Origin of the sequence: Streptococcus hyovaginalis DSM 12219 (assembly GCF_000420785.1) — a bacterium.
Classification (GTDB): Bacteria; Bacillota; Bacilli; order Lactobacillales; family Streptococcaceae; genus Streptococcus; species Streptococcus hyovaginalis.
In genome coordinates this window covers 1-18,401 of record NZ_ATVP01000020.1, presented here as the reverse complement: position 1 = coordinate 18,401, position 18,401 = coordinate 1, and the positions used below count along the sequence as shown (strand labels likewise).

The window sequence follows — 18,401 nt, the reverse complement described above, 5'->3', positions numbered from 1 at the left end:
TTTTGGTAGGTTTTAACCGCGTGGTAACGTGTTTCTAGAGTATGTGGTAAATAGCGAAGATTTTGTGATATACTAGTCATGAGAAGATTCCTTTTTGATGAGTCGTGGTACTCTTATCATATCAGGGAATCTTCTTTTTGACTTCTAGAAGTCTCACATCTATTGTAACGCTACATTATCCCAAGAAGCTGAAGAAAAGAGCCATTTGCAATAAGTCAAAAATATGATATACTAGTAGGTGGAGCAACACTTGTGCGTGAAGTGGGTCAGGGGAGGAATCCAGCAGCCCTAAGCGATGTCAGGTGTGTGCTCTTTTTTTATGAAATTTTAAAAACCCTTTGAAAACTCGGTTTCAAAGGGTTTTTCAGTGGAGATTTTGGGAAATAGGGGAAATACGTATCATATGAATCGGTTTAACATTGTTGAAATTTTCAACTAAGATTGCTTCTGTTGGCAAGTGGTTAGGATCTCTTTTTAAATGTTATGAGTAGAAAATCCTAAGTCCATCATAAAATAAGCCAGCTGACTATGGCAAATGAGATAAAAAAAGACAAGCAACTAAGTGGCTGCTTGTCTTAGGGAAATTAGGAAGCTTATCTTTTTATGATTCGCTAGAAGTTTTGCCTTCTAGTTGTTTGCCTAAGTCAATGATGTATTGTTTTAAATCATCTTTAACTTGCGGATGTTTGAGGGCATAGTCAATAGACGTCTTCATAAAACCAAATTTATCACCGACATCGTAACGATTGCCACGGAATTCATGAGCAAAGACACGTTGTGTTTTGTTCAAAGTATCAATGGCGTCAGTGAGTTGAATTTCATTTCCTGCTCCAGGTTCTTGTTTTTCTAGAATACTAAAAATTTCAGGAGTAAGAAGGTAGCGGCCAATAATAGCTAGATCACTTGGTGCTTCTTCAGGAGCGGGTTTTTCAACAAAGGCATCGACACTATAAAGACCGTCTGAAACTTCTTTATGCGGTGCGATAACCCCATAAGCAGAAACGTCTTCATGTGGAACAGGCATGACAGCGATCGTAGAGGCGTGTGTATGTTCAAAATCATTGATGAGTTGTTGTGTCAATGGTTCAGCTTGATCATCCGTGATATCCATCAAATCGTCTCCCAACATGACAACGAAGGGTTCGTTACCCACAAAAGCCTTGGCTTGAAGTACGGCATCTCCTAAACCACGTGGATGACTTTGACGAATAAAATGCAAGTTGATAGCAGTAGTATCGTTGACTAGCTGTAGAAGATCATTTTTATTTTTTTCTTCTAAATTAAGCTCTAATTCAACGTTAGAATCAAAGTGATCCTCAATGGATCGTTTGGCTTTACCAGTTACGACGAGGATCTCTTCGATACCGGATTTTAAAGCCTCTTCAACAATGAACTGAATAGTCGGTTTATCAACAATAGGGAGCATTTCTTTGGCTAATGCTTTAGTTGCCGGTAAAAATCGTGTTCCTAAACCAGCTGCTGGAATGACAGCTTTTCTCACTTTTGTATTCATAAAACTCCTCTTCATTAATTATGGTCAGTCCACTCATTTTCAGATCGGAATTCATTAGACATCATATCAAGAATGGATTCTTTGATATCTGCTCCTTCATAGATAGTGCGATAAATGGCTGTTGTGATTGGCATGTAGACATCCAATTCCTGAGCAAGTTCATAGGCTACTTTAGTAGTTGAGATACCTTCAATAACCATTCCCATGTTTTTTTCGATATCTTCTAATTTTTCGCCACGACCAAGAGCATCGCCTGCGCGCCAGTTACGAGAGTGTACAGAAGTCCCTGTTACAATCAAGTCGCCAACTCCAGAAAGACCACTGTAGGTTAGAGGGCTAGCTCCCATGGCGACACCAAGGCGTGTAATTTCTGCTAGACCACGTGTGATGATAGCAGCTTTAGCATTGTCACCATACCCGAGTCCGTGTAGGGCACCAGCGCCGACAGCAATGATATTTTTCAGTGCACCAGCTGTCTCAACACCGATGACATCAGTGTTAGTGTAGAGTCTGAAGTAATGGTTGCTAAAAAGGGTTTGGACGTACTTAGCAGATTCGATATCTTTGGATGCCGCTGTAATGAGCGTGATATCACGGACGATAGTTTCTTCAGCATGACTAGGTCCGGAAACGACAACCACTTCTGAACGTAATTCACTTGGAATTTCTTCTTCTAAAATCGTTGATAGGCGTTCATGTGTTCCTGGTTCTAAGCCTTTTGAAGCGTGCATCACTGTCACCTTGTGCTGCAATGTTTCGGCAACCTGCTTAGCCACTAGACGCGTCACCTTAGTTGGTACTACGAAAAGGACAGCATCAACACCATTTAGGGCATCGGCTAAATCATGGTAAGCAACAATATTTTCATCTAAGGTAATGTCTTTAAAGTAACGGGTATTGGTATGTTTTTGATTTAATTCGTCAATCTGTTCGGTAATATTCCCCCAGATACGAACGTCATGCCCATTGTCATTAAGGACTTGCGCCAATGCAGTTCCCCACGATCCAGGACCTAATACAGCAATTTTTTGTTTCGACATAATCACTCCTTGACTTGTGATGAAAGTGGTTCATGCATAGAAGGTGATCCCTCTGCCCACTTTCGTGATTCTTAACTATTATACCATAAAAACGCTTTTATGCTCTTTCGATATTCTATATTTAGGGAACCGTTTGTTAGCCTAACAGACACTTTTATCTCCTGGCAATGGAAGGTTATCAGGTGTTGAATCTCTTTAAAACAGTGTGGTCAATTAAGAAGGCAATGCATGCTTTCAAATCTTTTCAAAGTAAGCGTTCTCATGGCGCCAAAAAAACCTAGGATCGGGTCAATGAAACCGTTGATTCTAGGTTGCTTGTATAATTGATGCCATCAATCCTCTTTATTTAGGGAAGGATCTGAGTGATCCAAAGATTTTTCAAATAGGATGAGAAAAATGGCAATTGTTCAATAAAGAAGCGCGTCATGTGATTGTTAGAAAGGGTCGTTTGGATGCTATCAAAAGGAATGGTGGCCAAAATCATCAGCACCATACTAAGGCTTAAGCAAACAACGAGACAAGACAGTAGACCAGACACGATATTAGTGCCACGCGAATCAAACCGATCCAGTGGCGCTAGATGTAATAAAATACCAATGAGCCGAACCCCAGCGTAAGCAAGGGTGTAAATCCCTAAATAGGCTACTCCGGCGTAAAAAATGAGGTCGTGTGAAAAGAGATTTACATCTTTGAAGAAAGCAATATTGGCACCTTCTGTTGGGTTAGCGTAGGGTACCCAAATGTAAAGTATTTTAGCCAGTGGTTGATAATAAGCCTTAGCGATAGCTAGGGCAACAAAACTGCCTATCAGATAAAAAACTTGCAAGAAAATCCCTCTAGTATAACCGATGTAAAAACTCCAAGCTAGAATAAGAAAAATGAGAAGTGTTATCATACTTGCTCCTCTGCTTTAGGGTCAGCGCCATCCTTATCGACTAGTTCATGCTTCAACTGGGCTAACTCAGTCTCCATATCTGCCATAGCCATTTCACGGCTTAGTTGGGTTGATAAAGCGTTAATAGCTAGTAAGATAGCTAGGATTTCATTGTCGGCTTCCGGTAACTTTTCACGGATAGCATCATATTTTTCTTTAGCGATCCGTTCAACTTCTTCCATGAAGAGATTATCTTTGTCCGTGGTTAATGTTAAGGGGCGATCCCCAAAAATAAATTTATAGCGATTCTTTTTTGTCATGACAATACCTCCTTGCTATTATAGCATAAAGCTATTTTTTGAGCCAAATGCTGCTTTTAGGTAAGTGGGGTCAAAGCTTAGGAAAGTCTTGAATTGTGCTATAATAAAGCTTATGAATACAAGAATTTTAGAACAGTTAGAATTTGACAAAGTTAAGGAACAATTCCTACCATATTTGCAGACAGAGCAAGGTCTGGAAGAGATAAATCAGTTAGTGCCTATAACCAAATCAGATAAGATTCGAGAGCAATTTCTAGAACTGGAGGAGATGTCTGCTATTTTTGTGGAAAACCATCAGTTTGCCTTAGGGAGTCTGACTTCTATTAAGGAAAGTGTCCGTCGCTTAGAGTTAGAGGCAGACCTCAATATTACGGAATTATTAGCGATAAAAAAAATCTTGGCGGTGACTGCGGACATGGGGCGGTTTTACCAAGATTTAGAAAATGTGGAACTCGCTGCCCTTAAGAGGCTCTTCGATACTTTAGTAGGTTTACCGCAGTTGCAAGGCAGTCTACAAGCCATCAATGATGGTGGTTTCTTAGAGGATTTTGCAAGTCCAGAGTTGGGGACTATCCGTCGTCAATTGCTAGCAAGTGAGAGCCAGGTGCGTCAGCTGCTACAAGATATTTTAAAGAAACAGGCTGATTATCTCTCTGAGAACTTAATCGCTAGTCGAAACGGTCGTAGTGTTCTTCCGGTAAAAAATACCTATCGTCATCGCCTATCAGGTGTTGTTCACGATATTTCGAGTTCAGGTAACACAGTCTATATTGAACCACGCGCAGTTGTCGCTCTTAATGAAACCATTACCCAGCTACAAGCTGATGAGCGCCATGAAATAGCGCGTATCCTCCATGGACTGTCGGATCTCTTGCGACCACATGCGGCTGTCATTCGTAACAATGCTTGGATTCTTGGGCATTTGGATCTGGTGCGTGCCAAATACCTTTTTATGCGTGAGAAAAAGGCTAGTATCCCTAAGATTTCAGGGGATAAAAGCATTAACCTCATTAACGTGTGTCACCCTTTACTGAAAGAACCAGTTGCCAACGGTCTTCATTTTTCCAAAGAATTAACGGCTATTGTGATTACGGGGCCCAACACAGGTGGTAAGACCATCATGCTTAAAACTCTGGGTTTAGCGCAATTAATGGCCCAATCTGGTCTGCCGATTTTAGCGGATAAAGGCTCTAAAGTTGCGGTCTTTAAGGAGATTTTTGCGGATATTGGTGACGAACAGTCTATAGAACAAAGCCTATCCACTTTCTCTAGTCACATGACCCATATTGTGGAGATATTGGAGGCCTCTGATCAGGATTCCTTGGTGCTCTTTGACGAATTAGGCGCAGGAACGGATCCTCAAGAAGGTGCTAGTCTTGCCATAGCTATTTTAGAGCATTTGCGTCTCAGTCAGATCAAAACCCTGGCGACAACTCATTATCCAGAACTCAAGGCTTACGGTATTGAAACCAAGTTTGTGGAAAATGCCAGTATGGAATTTGACACAGCAACTTTGAGTCCAACTTATCGCTTTATGCAGGGAGTTCCTGGACGCTCCAATGCCTTTGAGATTGCCCGTAGGCTAGGTTTGTCAGAAGTGATTGTAGCAGATGCTGAAAACATGATTGATTCTGATGGTGATGTTAATCGGATTATCTCAGAGTTGGAGTCCCAAACCCTTGAGACCAGAAAACGTTTGGATCACATCAAAGAAGTAGAACAAGAAAACCTCAAGTTTAATCGCGCGGTTAAAAAACTTTACAATGACTTCTCTCATGAACGTGATCGTGAGCTAGAAAAGGCTCAGGCAGAAGCGCGTGATATTGTAGACCAAGCCTTGGAAGAAAGTGATCGTATCCTTAAAAATCTACATGCTAAAGCTGAGTTGAAACCGCATGAAATCATTGAAGCCAAAGCAGATTTGAAGAAGTTAGCCCCACAGGTTGATTTGTCTAAGAACAAGGTTTTGAAAAAAGCTAAGAAACTCAGAGCTCCGCGTGTGGGTGATGATATCATAGTGACAGCCTATGGGCAACGTGGAACCCTTACCCGACAAGTCAAGGATAAGACTTGGGAGGCACAGGTCGGCTTGATTAAGATGACTCTTAAGGAAGATGAATTTAATCTAGTCAAAGTCCAAGAAGAAGCCCAAAAACCTAAGAAGAAACAGGTATCAGTGGTCAAAAAAACCAAGACATCGGGCGGAGTTCCACGTGCTCGTCTAGATTTACGTGGTAAACGTTACGAAGAGGCTATGCAAGAGTTAGATGCTTTTATTGATCAAGCGCTCTTAAACAACATGGGGCAAGTAGATATCGTACACGGTATTGGTACAGGTGTCATTCGTGAAGGCGTCACCAAATATCTTCGACGTAACAAACATGTCAAAAGCTTTGGCTACGCCCCGCAGAACGCCGGAGGATCAGGCTGCACCATTGCTAATTTGGGATAAAGGAGGGAACAAATGACCTTAACATTCAATGATATAAATGAAACCAATAAGAATCTTATTCCTAAAGTGGTTTTTGATTACATAAAACAGCATGATACCGATAGTAATATTAAGGTGGCTGAAATTAATCCAGACTTTGCAGATGATGAAAGTTTAAACAGAGAGTACGGAATTGATTATGAAGAGATGCTAAATTGTTTAGTTGTCGAAGGTAGTAGAGGAGAAGATAAGTATTATGCAGCACTTTTAGTTCCTTATGGGAAAAAAGCTAAGACAAACGCAACTGTAAAACGTCCTTTGGGTGCTTCTAAAGTTGGATTCGCTGATCTAAACTGGGTCCTTGAGGCAACTAAAATGGAATTTGGGTCTATTACGCCAGTAGGACTTCCATCAGATTGGCTTATTTTAATGGATAGTCAAATTTTAGAGAAAGACCAAGTAGTTGTGGGAGGAGGGTTTGTTCAATCAAAACTTCTGATTCCAACTCAGTTATTAGCAAGCTTACCAAATATTCAGGTTGTTGAAGATTTGGCTAAATGATAAGAAAAATGACTTGAGCCTAGGCTTAAGTCATTTTTTGCTTATTTTCGGTAGAGTTTATTTTGCGAGTAAACAGGGTCAAAGGTAACATTGATACCTAATTTTCTAAAGACATTTTTATCTTCTTCAGGTAGGATCACGGTTGAATGCACTTCGCTTCCTTTTAGCTTGCCTAATTGCTCCATAGCTTTTTTAGCATCATCGTTTGTCATAGCGGTAATAGCAAGTGCCATGAGAATTTCATTAGAATGAAGACGAGGATTTTTACTACCAAGATGATTAATCTTCAAATTTTGAATAGGTTTGACATAGTCTGCCCCAATCAAATGAGTTGCCTTGTCAATACCTGCTAATGTTTTAATCGCATTGATGATAACGGCAGCCGATGGCCCAAAGAGTTCAGAGGTTTTACCAGTCACAATATCACCAGTCGGTAATTCCAAGGCTAGGGCAGCATCGCCAGTTAGCTCGGCTTTTTCTTTAGCAATCACGGCAACTTTTCGGTCAGCGGGGATGACACTAATATCGTTCATGAGCAATTCAATCTTTTGCACAGCCGTTGCTGGAACGCGTTCAGCTTTAGCTTCAACGACAGTTTGATAATAGCGGCGAATGATTTCCTGCTTGGACGCCTCAATGGCAGCTTCTTCGTCAACGATAGAGAAACCGACCATGTTAACCCCCATATCCGTAGGTGATGCGTAAGGAGATTCGCCTAGAATCCGCTCAAGCATGCGTTTAAGCACAGGAAAAATTTCGATGTCGCGGTTATAGTTAACCGTTGTTTTACCATAAGTTTCCAAGTGGAAGGGGTCAATCATGTTAACATCATCTAAGTCAGCGGTTGCTGCCTCGTAAGCCAAGTTGACGGGGTGGTGGAGTGGCAGATTCCAAACCGGGAAGGTTTCAAACTTGGCATAACCTGATGTTACCCCGTTGATTTGATCGTGATAAAGGTTGGACATGCAGGTAGCCAATTTACCAGAACCGGGACCAGGAGCAGTGACGACAACGAGGTTGCGACTTGTTTGGATGTAATCATTTTTTCCCATACCTTCCGAAGAAATGATGTGGTCCATGTCTGTTGGATAACCTTTAATTGGGTAATGGAGGTAAGAGGCGATGCCGTGTTTTTCCAGCTCTTTACGAAAGGCATCGGCAGCCGCTTGCCCAGTATACTGAGTTACAACAACAGAACCCACATAGATATTGAGATCTTTGAATTTATCTATTAAACGAAAAACCTCTTGATCGTAGGAAATCCCCAAATCTCCACGTGCTTTTGAGTGCTCGATATTGTTAGCGTTAATAGCGATGACGATTTCAACCTGATCTTTGAGTTCTTGAAGCAGTTTGATCTTATTATCAGGCTCATAGCCAGGAAGCACACGAGCTGCGTGAAAATCTTCCAACATCTTGCCACCAAATTCTAAATACAGCTTGCCTTCAAATTGATTGATACGCTCTAGAATGTGATCGCGTTGCAAATTCAAATATTTTTCAGAATCAAAAGCTTGTTTCTTCATGTAGGGTATCCTTCCTCCTTTAAAAAGCTAATTATACCAAAAAATAGCCGCCAATAGCAGGTTATTTTTGAAAAAAGAAAAATCGCCTGACTTGAGGTGTTAGGCGATAATTGTTTTTTAATACTTTTACTGGGTCAGTCTGCTTTTCTCAGGCTCATTATGGGCAATACGACTAGCAGCGGCAGCTGCGATAGCACTGACAATGTCATCTAAGAAGGTGTGGCACTGCGAACCGATTTTGCTGTCCAATTTTTTAATGACGCCGGGCTTGACCTTGTCCAGATAGCCATAGTTAGTAAACCCAATAGATCCATAGAGGTTGACGATGGCTAATCCCAAGATTTCGTCAATACCATAGAGTCCCTCGTCGCTGGTCAAAATATCATTGAGTGGTTGAGAGAGTTGCTTTTCCTCAGCCAGCCTATCTAGCTCGACACCAGTGATAATAGCGTTTTGCACCTCGCGTTTGCGTAGGACAGAGTGCACACTCTCAACGGCCTCTTCCATGGTCAAATGAGGAATATAAGGTGTTTGCAAGTGTAGCACCAAGTCAGCAATGTCATCGATGCTGACACCGCGTTCAGTCAAGAGCTGACAAGCCTTATCGTGGAGTTGTTGGGTAGTTTTCATAAAATTCCTACTTTCTATGCTATGACATAACATCTGGCTTAGACAGATATTTTCCAAAATAGCAGTCACTGCGAAAAATTATTTTTCTGACTTACTTACTAGTAAGTCAGAAATCAGCTCTATTGTCAACTATGGTGTCTGAAAAAGGAAACATTTTCTTTTGTGTAGCTCATTTCTGACACATCCTAGTGAAAGTGCTATCCTAGAATTATCAGAAATAGAGCAAGGAGAAAAAGATATGTTAACTTATGACTTGATTGTGATGGGTTTTGGCAAAGCTGGAAAAACACTGGCAGGTAAAATGGCTAGTTTAGGTAAAAAAGTAGCACTGATTGAAGAAGATGCCAAAATGTATGGTGGAACCTGCATTAATATCGCTTGTATCCCTACAAAAACGCTCATTCATGCCGCTGAGGAAGGTCTCTCTTTCCAAGATGCTATGGCGCTGAAAGAAGCAGTCGTAACACGCCTTAACCACAAAAATGAGCAAACCCTCGTCAACTCAGGTGCAGACCTTTACAATGCGCGTGCCCGCTTTACGGACAATAAAATCATCGAAATCAGTATGGGACAAGATAAAGAGTATTTGACAGCAGAAACTATTGTCATTAATACAGGCGCTGTCTCGAATAGCTTCCCTATTCCAGGTCTGCTAGAGAGCGAGCATGTCTTTGACAGTACAGGTATTCAATCCTTGGATAAGGTACCAGACCGTTTAGCGATTATTGGGGGCGGCAATATTGGTCTTGAATTTGCTAACCTGTATGCGAATTTGGGCAGTCAGGTAACGGTTTATGAAAATTCTCCGAAGCTTTTGGGACGTTATGAGCCAGAAGTAGCTGCCCTTGCACAGGAGTATTTGGAAGCTGATGGCGTGACTATTCGTGTCTCTAGCTCAGTTGAATCACTCAGAAATGAAGGCGAAACCGTTGTTGTCACAGCAAATGGTCAAGAAGATAGCTATGATGCTGTGCTTTATGCACTGGGGCGTAAACCGGCAACTGATGATTTAGGGTTAGAGAACACTGACATTAAGGTCACAGATCGTGGTGCCATTGAGGTTGATGACTACTTGGAATCAAGTGTTCCAGGTGTTTATGCGGTTGGTGATGTTAACGGTGGACTCCAGTTTACCTACACCTCCCTTGATGACTTCCGTATTGTTTTTGGTAAATTGACTGGCAATGGCGACTATAAGCGTAGCGACCGTATCAATGTCCCAACAACCCTTTTCATTAGACCTGCCTTAGCACAAGTTGGTTTAACAGAAGCCCAAGCGTCTGAGCAAGGCCTTCCTTACAAGGCCAATACCTTACCTGTCGCCAATATGCCTCGCGGTCATGTCAATAATGATCTTCGTGGTCTCTACAAAGTGATTGTCAATACAGAGACCAAGGAAATTCTAGGCGCTACCCTTTTTGGTGCCAATTCTGAAGAAATTATTAACCTGATTAAACTGGCCATGGATAATAAGGTTCCTTATACTTACCTCAAAAATCAAGTTTTCACACACCCAACCATGGCTGAAAACTTGAACGATGTCTTTAACGTTTAGGAGAAAAACATGTCTCATCGTCTTTATGATATGAGTTTTTGCAGTGTTTATAGTGCCTTGGTAGCAAAGGCTGAGCGAAAAGGTCAAACAAGATCTGATGTAGATCAAGTAACGGCTTGGCTAACAGGCTATTCACCAGCAGAAATCGCAGATTTAAATGACACTGACTTGACTTATGGTGATTTCTTCCGAAAAGCACCTAACTACAATCCCAGTCGGAACAATATCACAGGTAAGATCTGTGGCGTTCAAATTGAAGCCTTAGAAGATCCTCTCATGCAGGAAATCAGACGTTTGGATAAGTTAGTGGATTGGATCGCTAAGGGGGAAACACCTCAGCAAGTATTTGATAAATATGAGTCCTAGGAGGCTGCTATGATTGTGATTGATTATATTGATGGGGTAAACCGACCACAACAAGTCACCTTTGACAGCTACGACACCTTCGTTCTGTCGCAACAATCCTGTTGGCATGATATCCCAGACCATTTCCAAGCAACTAAAGTTACGATTAATAGTCATGATCTCCACTATACTGGACTTTATGGCAATATTTACCATTTTTTACTCAAGCAGGATCTCACTCAATACTGATAAAAAGAGGCTCACCTAGTTTACCTAGGTGAGTTTTTTGATAAAATAAGCATATGAAAACCTCTCTGTTATTATTGCGTGGCATCAATGTTGGTGGGAAAAAGCGTCTATCTATGGGGGAACTGAAAGAACTGCTGGAGAAAGTGGGCTGTCTGGATGTCAAAACCTATATTAATTCTGGCAATGTCTTCTTGCGATCTGATGAAGAAGAGCTCCAGTTCTTTTGTCAGAAACTCATATTAGACCATTTTCACATGGCCGTCTCTTGTCAGGTGATTTCCTTACACGCCCTTTTAAGCATGAATAAACAGATTCCCGAATGGTTTAATAAGGACTCAAGTGCTAAACACAATGCTATCTTTACCATTGATCCTTGGTTACCTCAAGATGTGATCCAAATGATGCCTGTTCCCCAACCAGATATCGAAAAGGTATTCGCTGGAGATCAGGTCATCTTTTGGACTTGCCCTAAAAAAGCCTTTAGCAAGAGCATGTATGGTAAGATGTCGGCAAAACCACAAATTTACAGTAAAGTCACGGTACGAAATGGCAATACTTTTGAAAAACTAGTGGCAATAGCAGAGGATTACTTGGAACATTTTGGAGACTAATGTGAAAAATTATGAAATCTTTTATCGAGGCATTGAGCGTTTTTTTGCGCAACACCCTAGTTTTAAGCGCTTAATGATTGCTTACAATTGGTTTATAACTAAGATCATGTATGTTTTGTACCCCTGTTTATTGGTTTATCTTTATTTGGGGCAATCCGAGGACTTAGGAAAAAGCATTGTCATTCCTGGGATAGCTTTCAGTCTTGTCTCCATCTTTCGGAAGTGGCGTAATCAACCACGTCCCTATGAAAGATGGCATACTAGTCCTTTAATGACGCGACATGGAGAAGGCGAGTCTTTTCCGAGTCGACATGTCTTTTCGGCGACCATGATTAGCATGTGTTTTTTAGTGCAGTCGATATGGCTGGGCCTTCTTTTACTGGTACTGTCAGCAGGATTAGCCTTGTGTCGTGTTCTGGGTGGTGTTCATTATCCAAAAGATGTTTTAGTTGGTTTTGCTTTAGGTATTCTCTTCGGTATTTTACTCTTTTTTAACCTGGTCTCCTAAAAAAAGCATAGTCAAGCTCTATTTCTTGCGATATGGTTAGACTTAATGCTATGATTAGACATCACTAAAAAAGAGGATCAAAATGATTAAAGCATTAGAATTATATCTCGTTACAAACAACAACGGCCTTGACGCTGTTGCCTTTTACAAAGACGTTTTCGACGCTCAGGTGATTTCCTGTACGACCTTTGGTCAAGCTATTCCGGATACTCCAGAAGAAAACAAGGACCTCGTTTTAAATGCTAGTCTTAATATCGATGGTATTCGTCTGCAGCTATCGGATAACGGTTCTGATCACCCTTATGTTGAGGGAACTAACATGACAGCCTGTATCCAGTTGGACGATGCGGCGGAAGCTAAAGTGCTCTACGATAAATTATCTGAGAAAGCTAAACGCATAGATATGGCTTTGCAAGAAACGCCATGGAGTCCAGCCTATGCTATCGTGGTTGACCAATTTGGCATGACATGGCAAATCAATACGGATATTCCGGGGTTTGTATCAGAAACTGTTGGTTTTGACTAGGAGGTTAGTTGATGTTTACGAAAGAATTGGGACTCATGCTCTATGTAGATGATGTGGTTGCTGAAAAGGCTTTTTGGCAAGCTGCAGGGTTTATCATTGTTTCAGAGTCACAAGTTATGGATTTTGAAACTTTTGATATGAAAAATCATGAGCAAGCTACAACAACCATTACCGTCTATGATAAAGCATTCATCAAACAAGTATCTCCTGAAGTGTTGGATCATATTCCCAGCCTTCTTTTTGAATCAGACGCTATTGAAAAGCTTCACGAGCGTATCTCAGGTTTAACGGATACTTGTAGCCCACTGAATCAAGAACCCTTCCTTAATTTTAATTTTGCCAGCCCAAGTGGTTTATACTTCGCAGTAAAGGGAGTCTAAGATGATCATAGACTTTAAAAATGTATCAACGCAAGGACAGTAGAGCTCTCCAGTTGTGTCTGCTCTAGCTGGATTTCGTGCCAATGAGGCCCGTTATTTTTGGAATAAATTTAAAGTGACCTTTGCCACAAAGCCAGCCTCAGAGGTTCCTGAATTGCTGTCGGATATTGATGCTCTCTTGAAAGAAGAGCGTGATCTGGTCTTTAAAGCAACCCCCTTAGAAGTTTCTCTTAATTATCTAGAATAGGCTCAGATTATTTGGACACATTTTTTATGAGGACGGGCTTGCTATTAATGTTCTTTACGAACTAAATAATCCTAAAAAATGAGCAGTGGGATTAAAATTGTCGGATGGTATGGCTATTCCAGAAGAATTAGAAGGCTGTTTCAAGTTTGCCCGTCAAAAATCTAAATTAGCTGGGACCATTCGTGGTTCCTACTTTACGATTAAGAGCGATCAAGAAGCACGTATCAAACAATGGCTTAACTTAGTATGATCATAAAAAAATCAGTGTCATGCAGGTTTTTTATTTAGGAGCAGATCAGGAGACTGTTTGTGCAAGATAGACCTTCAACTTCAAATACCTTCCCGAGTTTTCTTACATCTACTTTGCGCCGGGCTATTGCTGTGAGTGCTGTAAAGAGATTTTTGACTTTTGCCCCGACTTCCTTCTTATGCTAAAATAATGGCAAATGTTACATTAGAAATGGAGTTTGCGGATGTCTTTATTACTATCTCCAGTTGACATTGCTGGATTATCTCTCAAAAATCGCGTGGTTATGCCCCTATGTGTATGTACGAAGTCCATCAAGAAGACGGGCTTCCACAGCTTTTCATAAAGCACATTACGGAGCGCGTGCTATTGCTGGTGTCGGCCTAATCATCCAAGAGGCGACCGCTATAGAGCCAGATGGGTGTTTGACCAACAAAGACTTAGGTATTTGGACAGATGCGCAAGGTCATTCTATGAGCCAGATGGTAGCTGATTTACATGTTTTAGAAGCTCAAGTTGGTATTCAGCTGGGACATGGTGGTCGTAAATCGATCGATGCCAAGGATCCTATAGCCCTAGTGCAATTGCTTATAGCTCAGATTACAAAAAGCCTCGAGAAATGACGCAGGCTGATATTGAACGTATCAAAGAAGGTTTTGTTGCCACTGCTAGACGAGCTGATCAAGCTGGCTATGATATGATTGAACTCCATGGTGCTCATGGCTATTTGATAAATCAATTTTTAGAACCTCAAACTAATCACCGCTCAGATAGTTATGGAGGCACATTAGAAAATCGTTTTCGTTTTTTGAAAGAAATTATTGAAAGTATTAAAGCTATCTTTTCAAAACCCATTTGGGTGCGCTTATCGGTAACAGCTTATGATGAAACGGGTGTGCAAAATACACTAGAAGATTACCAACAAATCGGTCGTTGATTAGAGGAACTTGGGGTGGCTTGGTTGGACATTTCTACAGGAGGTCTTATGAATGTTCGCCTAAACATTCCGATTCATGGTGGCTATCAGGCACCCTTTACCGCTAAAATGAAAGAGTCGCTTAACATTCCTGTTATCGCAGTTGGTCTACTGAATAGTCCTGAGTTAGCAGAATACCTTTTGCAAAATCAACAAGCAGACTTGATCCAGGTCGGTCGAGGCCTCATTCGTAATACGAATTGGTTAGCTGAAGCAGCAGAAATACTTCATGATCATCAATGTAAAGTTTACAATAATTCTTATCAACGTGGACAGGTTCGGTAAAGCGTAGCAATTAGTTGTATTCATGGTTGAAATTCGTTACAATGACTTTAGAAATAGTTGATAGAAACTTACCTGGTAATTTTCTAAGAAAGGAAAGGTATTACTTATGACTCAAGTTGTAACAGATAAAACATTTGAGCAAGAAACGGCAGAAGGCTTAGTATTAGTTGATTTTTGGGCAACATGGTGTGGTCCATGTCTGATGCAAGCACCTATTCTTGAGCAACTTTCAGAAGAATTTGATGACGAAGAGCTCAAGATTGTTAAAATCGATGTTGATGAAAACCCAAACACGGCACAATCATTTGGCATCATGTCTATCCCAACCCTACTTTTCAAAAAAGACGGTGAGGTTGTCAAGCAAGTAGCAGGTGTTCATACCAAAGATCAAATCAAAGCCATTGTGGCTGAATTGAGTGTATAACAAGAACCTAGGTACCAAGACAGGAAAAAGAAGCTGGAAAACGAGATTCCAACTTCTTTTTCCTTATTCGTAAGGATTTTCAAGATCAAGTAGCTAATGATGCTACAATGACCACTAAGGAGAGATGACCATGATAACAGCACTTATTTTTGACATGGATGGTGTTTTGTTTGATACAGAGCTCTTTTATTTTAAAAGACGCCAGAAGTTTTTACATGAGCAAGGAATTGATATTAGCCACTTAGCTCCAAAAGATTTTATTGGCGGCAATGTCAAACAAACTTGGCAGTTAGTGCTTGGAGAAGACTATAAGAAATGGGATATTTGTGAGCTAGAACAGGCCTATATGGCTTATAAACTTGCCAATCCAGCGCCTTATCAAGATTTGATTATGACTGACGTCAAATCTGTCATTAATGACTTAAAAGTAAAGGGCTATCGTTTAGCTCTAGCTTCAAGCTCAGCTATGGTGGACATCGAACGCGCCTTGAAAGAGTCCAAGTTGCAGCATGCCTTTGAGTTTATTTTATCTGGTGAAGATTTTCCAGAAAGCAAGCCAAATCCAGCTATTTATGAAGCAGCTGTGGCTCAACTAGACCTTGAAAAATCAGAAGTTCTTGTTATTGAAGATAGCCAAAAAGGGATAGAAGCAGGCAAAAGAGCAGGCTTAAAAGTTATTGCTCTCAAAGATGAGCGTTTTGGAGTCGATCAAAGTCAGGCAGATGAAATGATTGAAAAGCTGGACCAAGTATTCGATTTTCTCAAATAGAAAACAGCCTTTCTGATGAAGGGCTGTTTGTTTATCCATTATTATTTAAGTATTCTGATAACATCTTTTTCTGTGGTGTTGCTATAGGATAGCTGTTTAAATCATCTAGTTTAACCCAATGCAGGTGTTCATTTAAAGTTAAGTCATCCTTATTAAGAAAACCCTCAAACAAGGTCATGGTCCATTTTTGATGACTAAAGGTATGTTTGACTTGCTTAAACGTGCGATTTGTCCAAGTTGGCTTACAAGCATAAGTTTCTTCAAAATTGTCTTTTTTGGAATAGGTTTCCAAAAGTGTTTGATCGTCCTCAAAAAGACTAGTCTGTTGTCCGATAAAAGAGGTTTCCATTAGTGGGAATGACCAAAAACCGGCCAGCAAACGTCCTTGCATGCTTTTCTCTAGGAGTAATTCACCCTCTTGATTACGAATGATAAAAGCATGAATTTCCAGAGGTTTTGGTTTTTTCTTTGGTAATTTGATGGGATACTTGTCATAGGTCCCATTGAGATAAGCTGCATTAAAGGAACGTATAGGCGATTCATCAGGACGTGGTTTTTTGGCAGATTCGATATCAGTCCCTAAATCCATCAATGCCTGATTAAAATCACCAGGTCGCTCAGGATCGATTAAGATTTCCATAATGGCTTGGAAAATTTTTCGATTCTTAGGGTCACCGATGTCATAATCAATCTCAAAAAGCCTAGCCGTAACACGCATGACATTACCGTCGACCGCAGGCTCAGGTAGATTAAAAGCAATGCTTGCTATAGCACCTGCCGTATAGGGTCCAATCCCTTTTAAAGAAGCAATATCTTCATAAGTAGAGGGAAAGTTTCCATTGAAATCAGTCATGACTTGTTGGGCAGCCTTTTGCATATTGCGCACTCGAGAATAGTAGCCTAATCCTTCCCAAGCCTTTAGTAATTTTTCTTCGGGAGCATTGGCTAAATCCTCAACCATTGGGAACCAATCTAAAAACCGTTCATAGTAAGGAATAACTGTGCTAACCTGAGTCTGTTGCAACATAATTTCACTAATCCAGATATAGTAGGGATTACTTGTTCGCCGCCAAGGTAAATCTCTTTTTTCTTGATCATACCAAGCTAAGAGTGTGCGACGAAAAGAGGCAATTTTTTCCTTATCCCACATCTCAATACCATAATCTTTTAAATCTAACATATAGGTATTTTAGCAAACAAGAGCAAAGAAAACCAAAATAAGAAGTTAAACATTTTTGTTGACAAAAGAAAGCGCATACATTATAATGAATATATAGAAAGGATGACAGAAGTAACGTACTTATAGGAGGAAATCTTATGATGAAACCATATGTCGCACGGTATAAAAACGGTGATATTTAGAAGTTTTGCACAGAAGTGATAATAGGCAAGATTTTTGACACTTTACATTATGAAAAAACAGTGATCACTAAAAAACATAAGTATAGAATTGGCCAGAGTTTTTGTAATGAAGTTTCTAGAACTTACTTTAAACGGGAGGTAATTCTCATGCTGAAATATAATGTAGGACGATATAAAAATGGAGACACTCAGTGGGTCTGTGACCTAGCCTAAGGAGAGCTCCAATGATAATAGTTAGTTGTAAACACTGCTATATTATAGAATTGACATAACCCATTAAGTAGAATGTTTTAAGTTTCAGAAGGAACACCGAATTCCTTTACAGTATTTGATTTAATATTGGTACTCAGGTTAGTGCTTTGAAAAGAAGACGAGGTGAGCGATGTTAAAGTTAAATGTGAGTCGCTATAAGAATGGAGATATTTCCTTTAGCTAATATGTTAAAGGAGGGAAATATTATTCAGTATAAAAAATACAAAGTAAACATAAACAGTAACGACGTTATGTACTCCTTATGAAGATAGTGTTAACAGAAAGGAGTAATGTATTTTAGAAAAATATTTTACGTATTCATTCTAGAAAGATACCTTCAAGCGTGCAGTGGGTATCTTTTTAGTTGGTGACAAAATCTGTTTTAATAGTCTCTCCGATAGAAATCATTGTGAACATGAATCCTTGGAGCGGCTAAACGTTTATATTTTCGTCAACCAGATATCAATTTTCCGAAAAAATAGTTGACAACTAAAAATGTATGGTGTAAGATATAAAAGTTGCTAGTTCGATATGTGAGCTGTCACAATTTTTTTCTGAAAAAAGTCAAAAAAGTTATTGACAATCACCGGTTGAGTTGCTAGAATATAGAAGTTGTCTCGCAAGTGGGGGACAAAGACCTTTGAAAACTGGATAAAGAAACCAAACGTGCGGGTTACGGAAGTAACCTGTCAAGAAAAAACAATAAGTCAGCTAATAACTGACTGAGCGCAGCTCGAACTTAAAATTTTAATGAGAGTTTGATCCTGGCT

The 18,401-nt window shown here is 40.2% G+C and carries 19 protein-coding genes, 1 other RNA gene and 2 pseudogenes; 15 read left to right on the top strand and 7 right to left on the bottom strand.

Features of this window, described 5'->3' with window-relative positions; translation table 11 throughout:
• Window positions 1-230 precede the first annotated feature (230 nt).
• Window positions 231-328: signal recognition particle sRNA small type (gene ffs / locus G574_RS11405), an RNA gene on the top strand.
• A gap of 273 nt (window positions 329-601) precedes the next feature.
• Here ffs and galU read toward each other — a convergent pair.
• The 4 genes from galU to G574_RS0110065 all read right to left on the bottom strand — a co-directional run bounded on the left by galU (window position 602) and on the right by G574_RS0110065 (window position 3,747).
• Window positions 602-1,513 carry a UTP--glucose-1-phosphate uridylyltransferase GalU gene (gene galU / locus G574_RS0110080; RefSeq protein ID WP_170237031.1) on the bottom strand — a complete coding sequence of 304 codons (912 nt, stop codon included), beginning with the start codon at window positions 1,511-1,513 and terminating at the stop codon, window positions 602-604.
• Window positions 1,514-1,527: 14 nt separating this feature from the next.
• Complete coding sequence (locus G574_RS0110075) at window positions 1,528-2,553, bottom strand: NAD(P)H-dependent glycerol-3-phosphate dehydrogenase (protein ID WP_029692090.1); 1,026 nt, start codon at window positions 2,551-2,553, stop codon at window positions 1,528-1,530.
• 346 nt (window positions 2,554-2,899) lie between these two features.
• Window positions 2,900-3,448 carry a CvpA family protein gene (locus G574_RS0110070; RefSeq protein WP_029692089.1) on the bottom strand — a complete coding sequence of 183 codons (549 nt, stop codon included), beginning with the start codon at window positions 3,446-3,448 and terminating at the stop codon, window positions 2,900-2,902.
• Window positions 3,445-3,747, bottom strand: coding sequence for a hypothetical protein (locus G574_RS0110065; protein ID WP_029692088.1), 303 nt, complete (start codon window positions 3,745-3,747; stop codon window positions 3,445-3,447). The genes G574_RS0110070 and G574_RS0110065 overlap by 4 nt, the downstream gene beginning before the upstream one ends.
• A 112-nt stretch (window positions 3,748-3,859) precedes the next feature.
• Here G574_RS0110065 and G574_RS0110060 point away from each other — a divergent pair, with 112 nt between their 5' ends.
• Window positions 3,860-6,199: an endonuclease MutS2 gene (locus G574_RS0110060; RefSeq protein ID WP_029692086.1), complete on the top strand. Its 2,340-nt coding sequence runs from the start codon at window positions 3,860-3,862 to the stop codon at window positions 6,197-6,199.
• A 12-nt stretch (window positions 6,200-6,211) separates the two neighbouring features.
• Window positions 6,212-6,739, top strand: coding sequence for a YbaK/EbsC family protein (locus G574_RS0110055; protein ID WP_029692085.1), 528 nt, complete (start codon window positions 6,212-6,214; stop codon window positions 6,737-6,739).
• Between the two features lie 41 nt (window positions 6,740-6,780).
• On the opposite strand, the gene G574_RS0110050 is transcribed toward G574_RS0110055, so the two are convergent.
• Together G574_RS0110050 and G574_RS0110045 are read right to left on the bottom strand one after the other, a co-directional pair.
• Complete coding sequence (locus tag G574_RS0110050; RefSeq protein ID WP_029692084.1) at window positions 6,781-8,265, bottom strand: DUF1846 domain-containing protein; 1,485 nt, start codon at window positions 8,263-8,265, stop codon at window positions 6,781-6,783.
• A 126-nt stretch (window positions 8,266-8,391) separates the two neighbouring features.
• A complete protein-coding gene (locus G574_RS0110045; protein WP_029692082.1) occupies window positions 8,392-8,895 on the bottom strand; it encodes a phosphatidylglycerophosphatase A family protein in 504 nt (167 codons plus the stop codon).
• Window positions 8,896-9,133: 238 nt separating this feature from the next.
• Here G574_RS0110045 and G574_RS0110040 point away from each other — a divergent pair, with 238 nt between their 5' ends.
• From G574_RS0110040 to G574_RS0109990, 12 genes and pseudogenes are all read left to right on the top strand, one after another.
• Complete coding sequence (locus tag G574_RS0110040; protein ID WP_029692081.1) at window positions 9,134-10,450, top strand: FAD-containing oxidoreductase; 1,317 nt, start codon at window positions 9,134-9,136, stop codon at window positions 10,448-10,450.
• Window positions 10,451-10,459: 9 nt separating this feature from the next.
• Window positions 10,460-10,816: a DUF2200 domain-containing protein gene (locus G574_RS0110035; RefSeq protein WP_029692080.1), complete on the top strand. Its 357-nt coding sequence runs from the start codon at window positions 10,460-10,462 to the stop codon at window positions 10,814-10,816.
• Between the two features lie 9 nt (window positions 10,817-10,825).
• Window positions 10,826-11,044 (top strand): DUF4649 family protein, encoded by a 219-nt coding sequence (locus G574_RS0110030; protein WP_029692079.1) that lies wholly within the window; start codon window positions 10,826-10,828, stop codon window positions 11,042-11,044.
• A gap of 53 nt (window positions 11,045-11,097) precedes the next feature.
• A complete protein-coding gene (locus G574_RS0110025) occupies window positions 11,098-11,655 on the top strand; it encodes a DUF1697 domain-containing protein (protein ID WP_029692078.1) in 558 nt (185 codons plus the stop codon).
• A gap of 1 nt (window position 11,656) precedes the next feature.
• Window positions 11,657-12,163 carry a phosphatase PAP2 family protein gene (locus tag G574_RS0110020; protein ID WP_029692077.1) on the top strand — a complete coding sequence of 169 codons (507 nt, stop codon included), beginning with the start codon at window positions 11,657-11,659 and terminating at the stop codon, window positions 12,161-12,163.
• A gap of 82 nt (window positions 12,164-12,245) precedes the next feature.
• Window positions 12,246-12,689 (top strand): VOC family protein, encoded by a 444-nt coding sequence (locus G574_RS0110015; RefSeq protein WP_029692076.1) that lies wholly within the window; start codon window positions 12,246-12,248, stop codon window positions 12,687-12,689.
• 11 nt (window positions 12,690-12,700) lie between these two features.
• Complete coding sequence (locus G574_RS0110010; RefSeq protein WP_029692075.1) at window positions 12,701-13,069, top strand: VOC family protein; 369 nt, start codon at window positions 12,701-12,703, stop codon at window positions 13,067-13,069.
• A 55-nt stretch (window positions 13,070-13,124) separates the two neighbouring features.
• A pseudogene (locus G574_RS11020) lies at window positions 13,125-13,566 on the top strand (phage tail protein).
• Between the two features lie 293 nt (window positions 13,567-13,859).
• Window positions 13,860-14,186, top strand: a complete 327-nt coding sequence (locus tag G574_RS11935; protein ID WP_281167106.1) for an oxidoreductase — start codon at window positions 13,860-13,862, stop codon at window positions 14,184-14,186.
• Window positions 14,183-14,824, top strand: a pseudogene (locus G574_RS11015) (oxidoreductase). Before G574_RS11935 ends, G574_RS11015 begins: the two are co-directional and overlap by 4 nt.
• Window positions 14,825-14,930: 106 nt before the next feature.
• Window positions 14,931-15,248, top strand: coding sequence for a thioredoxin (trxA, locus tag G574_RS0109995; protein WP_029692074.1), 318 nt, complete (start codon window positions 14,931-14,933; stop codon window positions 15,246-15,248).
• Window positions 15,249-15,378: 130 nt separating this feature from the next.
• A complete protein-coding gene (locus tag G574_RS0109990) occupies window positions 15,379-16,017 on the top strand; it encodes an HAD family hydrolase (RefSeq protein WP_029692073.1) in 639 nt (212 codons plus the stop codon).
• Between the two features lie 31 nt (window positions 16,018-16,048).
• Here the strand turns inward: G574_RS0109990 and mutY are convergent, their stop codons facing one another.
• Window positions 16,049-17,197: an A/G-specific adenine glycosylase gene (gene mutY, locus G574_RS0109985; protein ID WP_029692072.1), complete on the bottom strand. Its 1,149-nt coding sequence runs from the start codon at window positions 17,195-17,197 to the stop codon at window positions 16,049-16,051.
• Window positions 17,198-18,401: the final 1,204 nt, after the last annotated feature.